Source organism: Sulfurospirillum arsenophilum NBRC 109478 (assembly GCF_000813345.1).
GTDB classification, from domain to species: Bacteria; Campylobacterota; Campylobacteria; order Campylobacterales; family Sulfurospirillaceae; genus Sulfurospirillum; species Sulfurospirillum arsenophilum.
The window spans coordinates 54,028-69,095 of sequence record NZ_BBQF01000004.1; the positions used below are offsets into that span (position 1 = coordinate 54,028).

At 40.0% G+C, this 15,068-nt stretch carries 17 protein-coding genes; 8 read left to right on the plus strand and 9 right to left on the minus strand.

From position 1 onward, the window contains the following. Positions 1–18: 18 nt before the first annotated feature. A complete protein-coding gene (nifH, locus tag SAR02S_RS10665) occupies positions 19–930 on the minus strand; it encodes a nitrogenase iron protein (RefSeq protein WP_041959604.1) in 912 nt (303 codons plus the stop codon). A 176-nt stretch (positions 931–1,106) separates the two neighbouring features. On the opposite strand from nifH, the gene SAR02S_RS10670 reads away from it, so the two are divergent. After that, positions 1,107–1,571 carry a hypothetical protein gene (locus tag SAR02S_RS10670; RefSeq protein ID WP_041959605.1) on the plus strand — a complete coding sequence of 155 codons (465 nt, stop codon included), beginning with the start codon at positions 1,107–1,109 and terminating at the stop codon, positions 1,569–1,571. A gap of 215 nt (positions 1,572–1,786) precedes the next feature. Here SAR02S_RS10670 and SAR02S_RS10675 read toward each other — a convergent pair whose 3' ends face one another. After that, positions 1,787–2,197, minus strand: a complete 411-nt coding sequence (locus SAR02S_RS10675) for a YybH family protein (RefSeq protein ID WP_041959607.1) — start codon at positions 2,195–2,197, stop codon at positions 1,787–1,789. A gap of 236 nt (positions 2,198–2,433) precedes the next feature. On the opposite strand from SAR02S_RS10675, the gene SAR02S_RS10680 reads away from it, so the two are divergent. After that, positions 2,434–3,288 (plus strand): D-amino-acid transaminase, encoded by an 855-nt coding sequence (locus SAR02S_RS10680; RefSeq protein WP_041959608.1) that lies wholly within the window; start codon positions 2,434–2,436, stop codon positions 3,286–3,288. 52 nt (positions 3,289–3,340) lie between these two features. Here the strand turns inward: SAR02S_RS10680 and SAR02S_RS10685 are convergent, their stop codons facing one another. Beyond that, positions 3,341–3,949, minus strand: a complete 609-nt coding sequence (locus SAR02S_RS10685) for a pyridoxamine 5'-phosphate oxidase family protein (protein WP_041959610.1) — start codon at positions 3,947–3,949, stop codon at positions 3,341–3,343. Between the two features lie 8 nt (positions 3,950–3,957). Further along, positions 3,958–4,326 (minus strand): hypothetical protein, encoded by a 369-nt coding sequence (locus SAR02S_RS10690; RefSeq protein WP_041959612.1) that lies wholly within the window; start codon positions 4,324–4,326, stop codon positions 3,958–3,960. Between the two features lie 102 nt (positions 4,327–4,428). On the opposite strand from SAR02S_RS10690, the gene pdxR reads away from it, so the two are divergent. Then, positions 4,429–5,814, plus strand: coding sequence for a MocR-like pyridoxine biosynthesis transcription factor PdxR (pdxR, locus tag SAR02S_RS10695; RefSeq protein WP_041959614.1), 1,386 nt, complete (start codon positions 4,429–4,431; stop codon positions 5,812–5,814). Positions 5,815–5,904: 90 nt separating this feature from the next. Next, the gene (locus tag SAR02S_RS10700; protein WP_041959616.1) at positions 5,905–7,029 is read left to right on the plus strand and encodes a GGDEF domain-containing protein; all 1,125 of its coding nucleotides are present in this window, start codon (positions 5,905–5,907) and stop codon (positions 7,027–7,029) included. On the opposite strand, the gene SAR02S_RS10705 is transcribed toward SAR02S_RS10700, so the two are convergent. Next, on the minus strand, positions 7,030–7,554 hold the full coding sequence (locus SAR02S_RS10705; protein ID WP_041959619.1) for a hypothetical protein: 525 nt from the start codon (positions 7,552–7,554) through the stop codon (positions 7,030–7,032). Between the two features lie 49 nt (positions 7,555–7,603). Then, complete coding sequence (locus SAR02S_RS10710; protein ID WP_041959620.1) at positions 7,604–8,554, minus strand: DMT family transporter; 951 nt, start codon at positions 8,552–8,554, stop codon at positions 7,604–7,606. Positions 8,555–8,691: 137 nt separating this feature from the next. On the opposite strand from SAR02S_RS10710, the gene SAR02S_RS10715 reads away from it, so the two are divergent. Beyond that, a complete protein-coding gene (locus tag SAR02S_RS10715) occupies positions 8,692–9,294 on the plus strand; it encodes a Crp/Fnr family transcriptional regulator (protein ID WP_041959622.1) in 603 nt (200 codons plus the stop codon). A 52-nt stretch (positions 9,295–9,346) separates the two neighbouring features. Then, the gene (locus tag SAR02S_RS10720; RefSeq protein WP_041959624.1) at positions 9,347–10,222 is read left to right on the plus strand and encodes a DMT family transporter; all 876 of its coding nucleotides are present in this window, start codon (positions 9,347–9,349) and stop codon (positions 10,220–10,222) included. A gap of 16 nt (positions 10,223–10,238) precedes the next feature. Here the strand turns inward: SAR02S_RS10720 and SAR02S_RS10725 are convergent, their stop codons facing one another. From SAR02S_RS10725 to SAR02S_RS10735, 3 genes are all read right to left on the minus strand, one after another. Next, positions 10,239–11,045, minus strand: coding sequence for a PhzF family phenazine biosynthesis protein (locus tag SAR02S_RS10725; protein WP_041959626.1), 807 nt, complete (start codon positions 11,043–11,045; stop codon positions 10,239–10,241). Positions 11,046–11,151: 106 nt separating this feature from the next. Then, a complete protein-coding gene (locus SAR02S_RS10730) occupies positions 11,152–11,655 on the minus strand; it encodes a YgjP-like metallopeptidase domain-containing protein (RefSeq protein ID WP_041959628.1) in 504 nt (167 codons plus the stop codon). A gap of 2 nt (positions 11,656–11,657) precedes the next feature. Next, positions 11,658–12,545: a CHAD domain-containing protein gene (locus tag SAR02S_RS10735; protein ID WP_041959630.1), complete on the minus strand. Its 888-nt coding sequence runs from the start codon at positions 12,543–12,545 to the stop codon at positions 11,658–11,660. Between the two features lie 191 nt (positions 12,546–12,736). On the opposite strand from SAR02S_RS10735, the gene SAR02S_RS10740 reads away from it, so the two are divergent. Both SAR02S_RS10740 and SAR02S_RS10745 read left to right on the plus strand, forming a co-directional pair. Further along, positions 12,737–13,897 (plus strand): MotA/TolQ/ExbB proton channel family protein, encoded by a 1,161-nt coding sequence (locus SAR02S_RS10740; RefSeq protein WP_041959632.1) that lies wholly within the window; start codon positions 12,737–12,739, stop codon positions 13,895–13,897. Then, entirely contained in the window at positions 13,897–14,970 is a 1,074-nt protein-coding gene (locus SAR02S_RS10745) for an OmpA family protein (RefSeq protein ID WP_041959635.1), read from the plus strand. Before SAR02S_RS10740 ends, SAR02S_RS10745 begins: the two co-directional genes overlap by 1 nt. Positions 14,971–15,068: the final 98 nt, after the last annotated feature.

Here is a 15,068-nt window from a genome sequence, read left to right on the forward strand (position 1 = left end):
CTCCTTATCTTTTTTTAATTAAGCTGTTGCTTTTTTGCCGATAGCATCTGCTTCGACTTCTTCTTCCAAACCAAATTCCATCAACAATGCCTCAAGGTCATCCATCTCTAACGGTTTAGGGATCACTTTAAGATCGTTCGCGATGATTTTACGAGCAAGCTCTTTGTACTCAAATGCTTGGTCTGTTTTATCAGCAAACTCAACAACGGTCATACGACGAAGCTCTGCACGTTGTACGTGGTTAGAACGAGGTACGAAGTGAATGAGTTGTGTTCCAATTTGCTCAGCAAGATGTTTTGCCAAGTCATACTCACGGTCTGTCATACGTGCATTACAGATAAGACCAGCAAGTCTAACACCACCAGTGTTTGCGTATTTCAAAATACCTTTAGAGATGTTGTTCGCCGCATACATAGCCATCATTTCACCTGACATAACGATGTAGATCTCTTGAGCTTTACCTTCACGAATTGGCATCGCAAATCCACCACAAACAACGTCGCCAAGAACGTCGTATGAGACGAAATCTAAATCTTGGTCATAAGCACCCTCTTCCTCAAGGAAGTTAATCGCTGTAATAACACCACGTCCTGCACAACCAACTCCTGGCTCTGGTCCACCAGACTCAGCACACATAATAAAACCTTCTGTAATATCTGTGTTATCTGGATCAAACTCAGCCGCACCTGGTTTACATACATCTTCAAGTTCGAGGTCTTCAACAGTACCTGCCTCACTTGCTAGTTGCATAATGGTACATTGTGCTTTTTCATGCAAGATAAGTCGTGTAGAGTCTGCTTTAGGATCACATCCAACGATAAGAATTTTCTTACCGAAGTAGTGCGCCATTGCCGCTAATGTATTTTGTGAAGTGGTAGATTTACCAATTCCGCCTTTGCCGTAAAAAGCAATTTGTCTGAGTTCAGCCATTTTGTTCTCCTTTGTGAGTTTATATTTCACCAGACACTTTTGCATATTGTGTTCCGTAGAAAAAAATACGCTTGAAAAAATAAAAATATAAAGCGAAATATTTACATGTAAAAAGTCAATATGCAAAGGTGGGTCATTGAGTATAATCCATTGCTATAATATGGAAAGGAAAGCGTATGCAAACATGGTTTGAAGAATATAAAACGATCATTATATTTTTACACATTTTTTCAGCGGTTGTGTGGGTAGGAGGTATGATTGCCATTAAAATTGCCGTACATCCTGTGCTTCAAAGCATTGACGAGCCAAAAATAAAACTTGGCAAAACATTACACATCGTAGGTCGGCTGTTTCATCTTGTTATGCCTTTTATTGGCATCATTGCTCTTTGCGGAGTTATCATCATACAAGGGACAGGTTTATCAGGAGTTATGGTTCATATAAAAGAAACCCTTTGGACGATTATGACGCTCAACTATACGTACATGTATATCAAACGAATGCAAGCACAAAAATGTTTTGATCTAGGAAATTTTGCCAGTGCCAAAGAGCACATGCGATTGCTCCCAAATATTTTATTGCCTTTCAATATTGTCTTGGGAATTGTCGCTATCTTCTTAGGAGTTATGCTTAGAGGTTAATTAAAGTAGCCTGTCCTCTTTTCCTTTCCTGTTTAAAAACAAGCAAGTTTACGAAATGAATAGGTTTCTAAAACAAGATGAAAAAAAAGTGGCTTAAAATGAAAAATTGCTAAAAATTAAGGGAGGGGAAAGGTGGAAACTGTCCCCTTTTTTCCTTTCATTCCTTGAAGATATAAACAAAAAGTTAAAAGAGAAGCCCTAACCTCTTTTACTACTTAAACCGTAGGACTGATCTTGGACGTGCTGTATCGTGCAGTCTGCCACGCTCCAGTAGCTGATTTACGTAACAAGAATAGCTCCTGATACTCCGAAGGTATGGCGACACCAGTTGCCTTGTTGGTTTCGATGCCTTTGGTCGCACTTCGAACAAACGCCCAGTCGATGCTGATTTGTACAACCTCTTTTATTTCATAGGTCATGGCAAATCCTACTTGATCGAAGACAGCAGGATAGATCATGGCAAGTTCATCTTTGCCCACTACCGTAGGCATACCAGGGGCCATTAATACACCGTCATCAGCATATGTTGCTAATATGCCAGCAACGTCTGCGCGATTGAACGCAGTCAAATAGGCAACTGCGTTCGCTTCAATCGAGACCAATTCTTTATTAACTGTTTTTTTCATATGCGTTCCTTGTAATTTTATTTTGTAAAATTCTATCCTAAGCTAACTTATATTTCTATTGGTTACATTATTGTAAGTAATATACTTTTATTTACCTATGCCAGTATACATTATAATTCAAAAAAGGAAAAAATATTAACTCTTTACATGTAAAGAAAAAACTTCTGCCTACTAATTGCACAAATGCCTAAGAAACCTTTTGATACAATTACGTATTATTTTTTTTGGAGTCTGTAATGAGCAGTATTGTTTTTTTAAACGGAGATTTTTGTAAAGAGGAAGATGCCAAAGTATCGATTTTCGATCGTGGTTATCTTTTTGGTGATGGCATCTACGAAGTTGTACCTGTTATTAATGGAAAAGTAATTGATAAAGAGCCTTTTTATGAGCGTTTCAATGCGAGTATGAGCAAAATTGGTCTTAAAGCGCCTTTTTGTAAAGTTGAGATTGAAACCATTTTAGACACTTTGATTGCTAAAAATGAGATCGTGGAAGGTGGCATCTATATGCAAGTGACGCGTGGTGTCGCACCTCGTGAATTCTACTTCCCTGAAAATACCCCAACAACGTTTATGGCATTTACCTTTAAAAAAGAGATCATCAAAAACCCTCTTGCAGACAAAGGTATTAAAGTAGTCAGTTGCGCTGATATTAGATGGAAAAGACGCGACATCAAGTCTATCTCACTTCTCGGTCAAGTTTTGGCTAAAGAAGAAGTCCACCAAAAAGGTGCTTATGAGGGTTGGATGGTTGAAGATGGTTTCGTTACTGAAGGAACTTCATCAGCGGCGTTTATCATTAAAGACGGTGTCATCATTACACGTCCTCTTTCAAATGCTATTTTGCCAAGTATTCGTAGAAAACTTCTTATGGAGTACACAAAAGCGCATAACATTAAAGTTGAAGAGCGTCTATTTACCATTGAAGAAGCGTTAAATGCAGATGAAGCGTTTATGGCAAGTGCAACTATTTTTGTTCTACCGATCATCGAGATTGATGGTAAGCCTATCGGCAGTGGAAAACCTGGTCCTATGGTGAAAAAACTACGTGAAATGTACATTGAAGCTGCGCTCAAAGAAGCAAACGCTTAATTAGAATTTTCTCAAAAGAGGCTTTACATGTAAAGCCTCTTCCTTCTTAAATTTACACTTTCTCGTTCATCTGCCGAATCAATTTTACACTCAAAAGATCAAGTGGCTCTCCACGCTCTGTTAATTTTTCAATCAACAAATTTCTACGCTCTTCCGTGAGATTTTGCCCTGCTTTGAGTTTAAAAGAGATTGATTGTGGATGAAGCGCGCAAATACCTATATTTTCGATTGCTTTTTTATACATTGGGTTATTTGCTTCAATCACATCGTATCCACCTTCGGGCTGAAGTTTTTGCATCAGCGCATTAAGGATGGCACACTTTTGATGAGGCTCATCGACACTCTCGACATTTCCAGCAAAATGCACCGAGATATAAAGCTGTGATGCAGGGCATGCGGAACGTGTATTGCTAAAATACGATGGCAATAAAGAGAGTGGTTTAACCACGCTGTACGTTGCCTTCGGGTTTTGGGCAATGGCATTCATTTTTCGCCCTTCTTTAGCGCCATGAAAGCAAATGCGCTCTTCATACCAGACAAAATTAAGTGGCACGCCATAAGGCTCATCACCATCAATGATTGAAAGGGTGCCAAACTCACATGTCGCCAACAACTCTTCAAATAATGCTCTATCGTGAACTTCAAATTCTGCTCTTCTCATCGTCTTTCCTATGCTGTTTGAGTTGCATGGGTCATCATGATTTTCATCATAGCTCTCGCCCATGGGTAATTCTTTTTAATAAGCTCACATTCATCACCATCGTATATGATTTTCGCATTGCCAGAGAGTAAAAACCCTGCCCCTGCTCCATGCAACCCTTCCACTTCACGACTTCCAACCGTCACTAAAACCCTATTGTCGTGTGATAAAATCTCTTCCATCGTGTTCATTCCTCCAACGGGAACAATGAAATTATCGTTATTCACTGTCACAAATGAATGCCATGTATTGACCACATGCGGAAAATCTTGCCCTTGAGCAACAATAGCAACAGTCCCCTCTTTTTGCATAATTGATTTTAATATATTTGGAATCACTTAACACTCCTAGTTGATTATTTTAAATTGTAATTGTGGTATTATATTCTCAAACTGTACTCTACACAAGAGCCAGTTAATGAAATATTTTAGGGGTCAGTTATGTATGTTTTAGATAAAGAAACCACAAAACCACTCTACATACAACTCTACGATGCCATCAAAAAAGAGATTTTAAATAATCTTATATGTGGATCAAAACTTCCCTCTGTCCGCAAAGTGGCTACAGAGTATAAAATCAGTAAAAACACGGTTGAATTGGCATACAAACAACTCTATGCCGAAGGGTATATCGAGAGTGTTCCCAAAAGTGGTTATTTTGTTGCTGATACGTTGCTAGAACCGCATGACGATACTATCATCATCCCTAAAACAAAGACTGAGCCAACAGCAACGTTGCGTTATGACTTTTTCCCTGCACGATTGACGCATGACGCGTTTCCTTTGAAACTCTGGAAACGTCTTTTTATCAAAGCGATGGAAGAAAGCTTGGATTTTGGAGCATACGGTGATAGGCAAGGAGAACTAGGGCTGAGAACTGAAATCTCAAAGTACCTTATCAAATCGCGTGGCGTCGTCTGTGATGCTTCTCAAATTATAGTTTGCGGAGGGTTCAACGACTCAATGAGTTTGATAGCCGCACTCTTTACCAAGCAATTCAACGAGATCGCCATAGAGCATCCAGGGTATCCCGCTACTGGCAAAATATTTACAGAATATGGCTATACGATTACGCCGATTGAGGTAGATCACAATGGTTTAAATATCGACCAACTTGAAGCAACAGAGGCAAAGCTGGTTTATATTACGCCATCGCATCAGTACCCTACGGGTGTCAATATGCCAATTACCAACCGCGCCAAGCTTCTGAATTGGTCAAAACGCGCTGGAGGAATCATTATCGAAGATGACTATGACAGTGAACTCAGGTACCAAAATCGCCCTATTCCCTCACTTCAAGGGCTTGACAACGATGATAGAGTCATTTACGTTGGAACCTTTTCAAAATCACTCTCTCCTGCTCTGCGTGTCAGTTATCTTGTTCTTCCACATCGTTATAGAGAAGCTTATAAAAAGCTATGTCTGATGCGTCATCAACGATGCTGTGTAGCCCTTCCTACGCAAAAAACGCTAGAGCACTTTATGGCAGGCGGACATTGGGATCGACATTTACGTAAAATTCGCACACTCAATCGTAAAAAACACGATTTGATGAAAGAAGCATTAAAAAAAGCGTTTGGAGAGATGATCGAAATTATCAGTGAAGGCGGTGGACTTTCTATCATTATGCGCCCCACTATCACCATTAACCTGCAAAAACTAAAAGCTAACGCACTGCAAGAAGGTGTCAAACTTTATCTGGGAAGTGACTACTATGGAGATGCGTGGGAGGCCATTAAAATGGGCTTTGGAGGGTTACAGGAAGAAGAGATAGAAGATGCCATTGTGCTCCTTAAAAAGATATGGCTAAGAACCCTTGAAGCATAATGCTTCATTTTGTAATTTTTCCGTTTTATCTTTTCTCATTACAACGCTTTTGTCACACGCATGATGTACAATTAAACAAAAAGAGCTGACATGCTTACATTGGCTAAAAAAATTCAACATTTTGTTGATCTCATTGTTGCTAAGTCGCTTTCCCATAATGAAGAGGAAATGTTTAGACTCAATCATTATGTATGGATCGCTCTTTTGATGTTGCCTGTTGCCTTGTGTTCAGGTGCTTATAATGCCTACATCAACAATTATGCGTTAGCCTTTTTGATCATACTCTTTTCAGGGCATATGGTTGGCTCACTGTTTCTCATTCCTACCATCCAAAAGACGTATCTGCTCTACCATGGCGCAAACCTTCTCTATGCTTTTTTGATTCTTTTCATGGTATTTCATGCTGACTCAGAAAACTCCCGCATTCTTTGGGCTTACATCTATCCCATTGGCATCATCTTTTTATTTGGACATCGCCTTGGCTTTTTATGGAGCTGTTTACTCTTAGGCATGATTATCGGGCTTTTTCTTGTTGTTCCTGAAATTCATACGATCTATAGTATTCCCTTTCAAGTGCGTTTTGGTATCTCGTATCTTGTTGTAGCGATTATTAGCAGTTGGGTGGAATACCACGGTTCTCGCTCACATCAAGCACTTTTATTAGAGCAAAAATTACTCAATGAAGAGATAGAACAACGCAAAATACTAGAACATGAGCTCAAACGACTCGCTCAAACCGATCCACTTACCTCTTTATACAACCGAGGTTACTTCTTGGAATCGGCCGAAAAAGAGCTCAAACGTGCCCAACGCTATAACACTTCTATCTGTTTGGCAATCCTTGATATTGACCATTTTAAGAACATCAATGACACCTATGGTCATCCTGTAGGCGATGTTGTGCTGCAAGCTATCGCTAAACACTGCCTTGTTAACTTGCGCGAAACAGACCTTGTCGCACGTCTTGGTGGTGAAGAGTTTGCTTTTTTACTTTTACATGTAAACGAAGATGAAGCTAGAGCAAAGATGGAAAATTTAAGACAAGAGATAAGTGAACTCAAAGTGCCCTATGATGGTGAAAAAACGCTGAGTGTCACGGTCAGTATTGGGTTAGCTCTGCTTTCTTCACAGACCAAACGATTTGATGAGCTCTACATCCGAGCGGATGAAAAGCTCTACCAAGCGAAAGATGCGGGGCGTAACTGCGTTCGTTAATTAATTGGAAGATTTTTTAGCAAGCGTATCTTTTTTAGTAACACCATTGATATCTAAACCGTAGCGATTATAACCGCCTATAAAGATTTTCTGTGCGGGATCAAAATTGTCAGAACATGCTTCTTTGTCATATTTCACCATAAATTTTTTCTCGTTTTCTGCAACGGTTAAGTAGTACTCAACACCCTTATCCACCATAGCGATTTTAGAGAAATCTTTACACTGCTTTTTAAGATCATCTGGAAGCGTGTGGTATTTGTTAAGTTCTGCAAGAATTTGCTTATACTGTGTTGTGGTTGAGTCAAAAAAGACTTTGTTTTGCTCTGCGTGGACTTTGTTTACAACCAGTGACATATCTTTTTGTTTAAAGGTATGCGGTAAATTTGGGGCGAGATTTTGTGCCATGAATGTAGCGTACATCTCTGGTGTAATGTTAAAGGGGAGTGCCATTTTAGGTGTTTCAGCATAGACATAAACCCCTAGAGCCAATCCTAAAACCATACATGCTTTTTTAAGCGTTTTCATTTTTAAGTATCCTTCAATTAATTGCGTTATTGTAGCTCATTATTATGAATCAATCGTGAATAACACTCTTCTTTTCTTGAAAATAGATAAAAAATCCAAGCCCTAAGAAAACGAGTCCCATGCCAAACCACGCTTGAACATTAGGCAGCGGTATTCCTAAAAAAAGCATTTCTCCAAGAAGCGCAAAGATGACTTCACTTGCTTGCGTTGCATCCACTGCGGCGAGTTCGCTGGACTTATGCGCACGGTGTCGTGCCAGTAAAAAAAGTGTGGTTGCCACTAGTCCTGAGAGCAGTGCTACTAAAGAGGTGTTAAACATCTGTCCAAATGTTGGTGCAGGTGGATTGATGAATGCAACAAGTAAAACCCAAAATGGAAGTGAACCCAAAGAGAGCAAGAAGACCTTATTGAAGGCATTTTCCAGTAATGGAGAGTCAATTTTAGGAAAATGTTTATGCCCGTGTTTTGACTCCCACACAAGCTGGTTTCCGAACGGATAACAAAACGCTGCAATGAGCACAGGAAACGCACCCTTAGCAAACTCCATAAAATGAAAATGCACGATGTGTGAAGTATTGATAAGCCCAACGCCTATAACGATGATGGTTGAAAAAACCCAAATACGTTTGGGAAACACTCTGCCAAAAAGCATCAACACAAAAAGCGAAGCGATGATGGTAAGTTGCCACGTAGCAGCTATTACCCAAGCGGGGGCGTAGTCTGCGCTGAAACATAAAAGCGCGTAAAAACAGCCAAACCCAATGCTTCCAGCTACCGTCCAAAAGAGCCAATGCTCACAAAAAAGTTTTAAAAGTGCATGAAGAGGTTTTTTGCCTTGAAAAAGACGAATGACGATGAGTAAAAACAGTATCATAAAAACATAACGAAGCGACGCAGACCAGACCCAGTGACCGCCTTCTAAGCTCATAAGACGGTTAAGCACAAACGTTGAGCTAAAAAAAAGTGCAGAGAGCAACCCAAGTGCGATCAAAGCTGGCATGTATCATCCTAAATATCCTAAATAAAGTGCTATTATACCCATACTCGCGCAAAAGTCGTGCTTGAAAAATAAGCTTTGAAGCTTTACATGTAAACTAAAATTGGTTATGATAAAACGGTTGAGAGAAGGAGAAAAGCATGGAAGACGAAGCGCAATTTTGGGAACAATTTTACGAAGCATTAAACCGTTATGCGCCCATAAGTCGTGATGAATTTGCACTTTTGAAACCGTATCTCAAGCTTAGAGTTACCCCAAAAGGCGAAATGCTTCAAGACAACTATACGCCTGCAAATGCGATCTATTTTATCTGTAAAGGCTTGTTGCGTACTTACTACTTGCATGAGCAAAGTACGATTTACACCAAAAACCTCTTTATGGAAAATTACTTTTCTGCCTCTGTCGTTTCCCTTTTAACGGGTGAAAACTCTTACATGTGTATTCAAGCGTTGGAGCCGAGCATTCTTATAGAAATAAACTATAAAGGCTACCGACATCTTATAGACACAACTGAAGCGTTTAAAAACTTTTATATCTGCTATCTTGAAAAAAACTGGATCATCGAAAAAGAACAAAACGAGATCTCGCTCATCATTGACAACGCTACCACACGTTACCAAAACTTCTTAAAAAAATTCCCAGACATTGAGAAAAGAGTTTCACAGCATCACATTGCAACGCATCTTGGCATTACGCCCACACAACTTAGCCGCATCAGAAAAAGTCTCAACATAGGTAAATGACACCATTTTTAAAATCCGATACGATAACGTCCACTTTTGCTAAAGGACGTTCATGTCAAACGGATTCAAAGCACACCTTATGGTGCTTCTTGCCACTTTTTTAGTCGCAGGTTCTTTTATTGTTTCAAAAACGCTATCTGGTGTCATTCACCCTATTTCACTCAATCTTCTTCGTTTTATCATCGCATCTCTTTTTCTTGCACCTTTTGTGCTGATGCGTTCTCGTAAACGCGCACTGATGCTGAGTACATTTCCTAGAGGACTCATGATTAGCCTCTTTTACGCACTCTACTTCATCGCTTTTTTTAAAGCACTTGAGTACACAACCGCTCTAAATACAGGAACACTTTACACGCTTGTTCCGCTTATAACAGCTATTTTGTGCATTTTCTTCTTTAAAGAACACATCAGTCCAAAACAACTCTTTATCTACCTGTGTGGCATCGTAGGCACACTCATCGTCGTCTTTCAAGGAGACATCAACCTTCTACTGCACTTTTCACTGAGTACTGGTGATGTGATCTATCTAGGAGCTGTTGTTGCTATGGCAATTTATTCTATCTGCACCAAATACCTCCACCGAGAAAAGGATGACACAAGCGTGCTGGTTTTTATGACACTATCAGGTGGTTCGGTGTGGATGGGAATGGCTTTAATACTCTTTGACATTCCTTTACAATGGGGAAATTTGAGCTATGAAAATGTAAGTTACCTGTTTTACCTTGCCATTGTTGCGACTTTTTTCACGGTTTATTTGTACCAAAAAGCGTCCATACTCATTGGACCCAAAAAGGTTATGGCGTATGTTTACCTAAGTCCTGCCAGCATCGCCCTTCTGCTTTACTTTTTAGAAGGTACAACGCTCTCGTTTGAAGTGTGTTTAGGCATTTTTATTTCAGCCGTTGCTACGTTTTTATTGCTTTTTTAACTTTACATGTAAAGATTTAGTGGGTAATACTTATGCAACCTTGCAAATACTCTTTGCACGCACCCGAGATAAAAATACGCTCTTCACTCACACGACAATAAAGCACACCCGTGCGCGCAGAAGCTTGCAGTGCTACAAGGTTGTCTTGACCTAAGCGTTTCGCCCAAAACGGTGCAAGACCTGCATGGATGGAACCTGTTACGGGGTCTTCTACACCGCCGTTAGCTGGCCAAAAGTAGCGTGAAACAAAGTCATACTCAGAACTTGGAGCTGTTACCACGACATCAAGGGGTGCCAGCATTTTAAGTTTTTCAAGATCAGGCACAACATTTTTGACATCATCCTCGTCTTCATACACCGCAAAGTAAGCTTGTTGGTTTTTGTAAAACTCAATAGGTTTTATGGAAAGCCCACTTTTAAGTGCTTCAGGAACTTCGGTTACACGTTCAGGCGCACGGTTGGGGAAACTCATTTCGATGAGTCCATTTTCGCGCTCATTGACCTCGATGGTATTGACCGCTTTTGCCCAAAATTTGAGAGTGCCTTTTTCGCCAAGATGGTTAAAGATAACATACGCACTCGCCAACGTCGCATGACCACAAAAGTCGATCTCTTTCAGCGGTGAAAACCAACGTATCTCATACACACCTGCATCGTTTCGCACAAAAAAGGCTGTCTCTGAGAGGTTGTTCTCAGAGGCAATGCTTTGCATTACAGATTCGGATAGCCAACTATCAAGAGGAACAACAGCGGCTTGGTTGCCTTTGAACAATTCTTTGGTGAAAGCATCTATGACGTAGATGGGGAATTGGGAGAGTTTCATAGTCTTATCCTCATTAAAGTTCTTTTATTTTAAATTCAATTTTTTCTAATACTGAATAAATCTTCTTTTGTTTAATTTAATTCCACTAAAATTTTCCAAAATATATTTAATACAACTTCCCAAACAAGTCCAAATGTGTCAAATAAAGCCTAACATCAAACTCTAATTGATGGTAACTTGACTCCATTTTTTCGCACATGGCGTAGAACGATTTATTGTGCTCTTTCTCTTTAAGGTGGGCAAGTTCATGCACGCAGATCATTTTTAAAAAAGCTTCTGGGGTATTTTTAAACACGGTTGCCACGCGGATTTCACTTTTACTTCTAAGGCGTCCACCGTGGTTTTTGATGGTCACGCGATGCAAGCCTAAAGCGTCGTTGATGTCGTTTATTTTGCCATCGTAAAGCACTTTGGTGATGGGCTCACTTTTGCGAAGAAACTCCGCTCTTAGTTCCATGACGTAGGTGTAGAGTGCCTTGTCACTGGAGATATTGTGCGTGGTTGGATACTTGGAGAGCAGGTACTTTCCTAGTTTTTCTTGAGCGATGAGATGGCGTATCTGATCTTTGAGATGTTCAGGGTAATGGGCGATGTATTCTAAATTTGGCACGGTTAGCACTTTTTACATGTAAAGATTTTTTTGATGGTCTCTTGCATTTTTGCGATGTTCTCTTTGCTTGATTTTTCAATGCACACTTGCTTATCAACAATGAGTTCTTGCTCTAACAGAGCGATGATCTGCTCTAGGCAAACACTATGTGTTGTATTGTAGCGCTTGATGCGCTCGATTTGGCTGTTTTTGTCTTGCACTCTTCCAAAGGCATTTTGGAGAGGCTTAAAGCTTTTGGAAAACTGAGTTAGCTTTATGGCATCGGCATTGTAGCGAAGTTTTTTATAGTGAAGTCTTAGCTTATGGAAGCGTTCATTTGGGGCATTGAGACTGATTTTAGAAGATGCTTTCGCGATCTTTTTCAGGCGTGCTGAAAGTATCTCTTGGACATAGGTGAAGAGTTTTGCTTTGGATTTTGGAAGGCAGAGCAAATCATCACTTTGAATGGTTTGAAGTTGCGCAATCAAAGCATCTTTAAACGCTTTCGTGTACTTTGCTTCAAAAGCTTTGTATGCCTCTTCTTTTTCCGCTTTGAGCTTTGCTTCTAAGTCTTCAAACTCAGGCAAACATGAAGGATCAACCATGGTTTTATACGTTTCAATGCATTCTAAAAAAACGTCGATGTCGCGCATCTCATTGGTCTCTTTTTGGAGAGATTTTAGGATTTTTTCTAAAGTAAATTTACGCTTTTCTTCTATAAACTCGCTAAATTCTAAACAAACAGATCGTGCCATGCGAACACTTATACGGTACTGATGCAAACTTTCAGGCTCTTTTGTCTGCAAAAAATTATTCAAGTGTTCCGTAATGTTCTCTATGGTTTTTAAAAGTGTGTTTTTCAGCAAAGACTGAACGCTGTGACGATCTAACGTAACTGTTTTAGGGGACATATGAGCACCTTTGTATGTTTAAAACGGGAGTTAAAAGAAGTAACATGTTCTTGGATCGATACAAAAAATTGTAGTCTTTTAAGATTAATTCCACGTTAATAGAACAGTTTTTGCTTCTTGTTAAGCATCTGTATATAAAGGCGCGTTATAATATGCCAAGACTATACAAATAGAGACACAAAGGCTTTTTAATGCAAGAAGATATGAACGAAACACTCCAAAATCTAGCCACGCTTGAGGCTCCGAAACGTAACTGCGCTTTGGTTTATCTAAAGCTTATTTTGTTGCCAACACTGGCGTACGTTTACTTTTTACTTGGTTTTTTAGGCATTTTACACTTTAAAGTTGGTATTCACAGCATTGTGCTTATTGGGTTTATTTACATTGTTTCACTCATTTTTGCCAAACACAATGGCGAATTTGGTGCCTGCACATTTGCTCGTTACTCTAAAGAGTTCCAAAATGAACTTCACGCGTATATCTCCAAAAACTTAATGCGCATAGGCGACAAGCTCAAGTCCAATGCCTCGTTTGAAAATTTTGTCGACAGTTATGTAAAAGGCATTCGCAATGACAACTACGCTTCTGTAGCGGCGTCCATTTTCCCTACGATGGGTATTTTGGGTACGTTTATCTCCATTGCATTAACGCTTCCTGACTTTTCATCGCAAAGTGCTGGTGCGCTTGAAAATGAGATATCACTTCTTTTAAGTGGTGTGGGTACAGCGTTTTATGTTTCTATTTACGGCATCTTGCTCTCTTTGTGGTGGATTTTCTTTGAAAAAAGAGGTCTTAGCCGTTTCGATAGAGAAGTAGCAGCCATTCAAGACTCAACCGCAGCACTCTTTTGGACAAAAGAAGAGATAGAGCATGCCTATTTACAAGAAAATCTTCAACATTTTGAGCGCATAGAAAAGATGTTTGAACGTCTAAGCTCAAACGACTTTTTTGACCATTTGGGTCAAACCATCGAGTCAAAATTTGGTCTGTTTGATGAGATGCTCTCCCTTGAAGCAGCAGCCGTTAAACGCGGGGCGGAACACATCAAAGAAGGTATGGAAGCACTCTCTCGTTCACAAGAAAAACAGCGTGATTTAGCGCTTGTACACGAAGACATGGTTTTGCAACTCAATCGTTTCAATGAGACAACATCCGCTTTACATGTAAAGATGGTTGAAAGCAATGAAGAGATGATAACAACCAACCAAGAGGTACTTCGAGCATTGAAAGAGGCAAGTGCGGCACGCCTTGAAACTGCGCCCAATGAAGAGGTCGAGTCACTTAAAGAAAGCCTCAAGATCATCGACGCGGAAACCGAAGAGATCATCCAAAAAATGGATGCGTTAAAGTAATGCGTTACAACCGTTCACGAAGCTCAGACCAAAATTTTTGGGTTTCATATGCCGACTTGATGGCGGGATTGTTGTTTGTGTTTATCTTGCTTATTGGCGCGATTGTGGTGAAGTATGTTTACGTGCAAACCGATCTTAAGGGCATCAAGAACGATCTTGAACAGCAAACGAAAGTTTTGCGCCTTAACCAACAAGAGCTTTTAGCCAAAAAACGCGACTTTTTAAGACTCAGTGCCAATATGAATGAGACGAATGCCTCTTTGCAAATCGCGCAAGAGCTACTCACTCAAAAAGAGTCAAGTCTTGATGAAGCAACAGCAAAACTACAACTGAGCGACAGAGAGATCGAAAATCTCAAAAAGCTTCTGCTCGACACCGAGCTGGCTCGTGATGAAGTCAAAGGCGAGTTGGTTGCAAGCCAAATGGAACTTGGAACAACCACTAACACGCTCAAACTCAAAGAGGGAGAGCTTGAACTTTTAAGTGCCAAATTACTTGAAAACAGTGCGGCACATCAGCAGTTGGTCGAAGACTTGAACCTAACCAAAACGCGCATCAAAAATCTAACAGGTATTCGCATCAAAGTGGTGCAAGAACTTAAAGATAAACTGGGCAAAAAAATCAACATCGATCCGAACAGTGGGGCGATTCGTCTTCCCGCTTCCGTGTTGTTTGCCGTGGATTCATTTGAGCTGAAACCTGAAGCCAAAAAACAGCTCAAAGAGACACTACAACCTTACCTTGACGTGCTTTTAAACGATGAAACCATACGTGAGAATATCGACCATATTGTCATCGAAGGACATACGGACTCTGATGGTAGCTACATGCACAACCTTGATCTTTCGCAAAAAAGAGCTTACTCGGTCATGGCGTTCATCTACTCACTCGATGAAAAACGTACTGCACTCTTACAAAAATACCTCAGTGCCAACGGAAGAGCGTACAGTGATCTTATCCTCAAAAATGGAATCGAAGATAAAGAGGCCTCTAGGCGCATTGAGATTAAGTTTAACCTCTCCAACAAAAAAGCAATCGAAGAGATCGAAACCTTTTTACACCGCAAAGAATAAATGAAGAAGGCTCTTAATGCCTTCTTTGCTCTTACTTAAAATTCCCCTTCGTTTTTTCACTTCACACATTTTTTATAGCAAGGTAAAAAAATTATGTT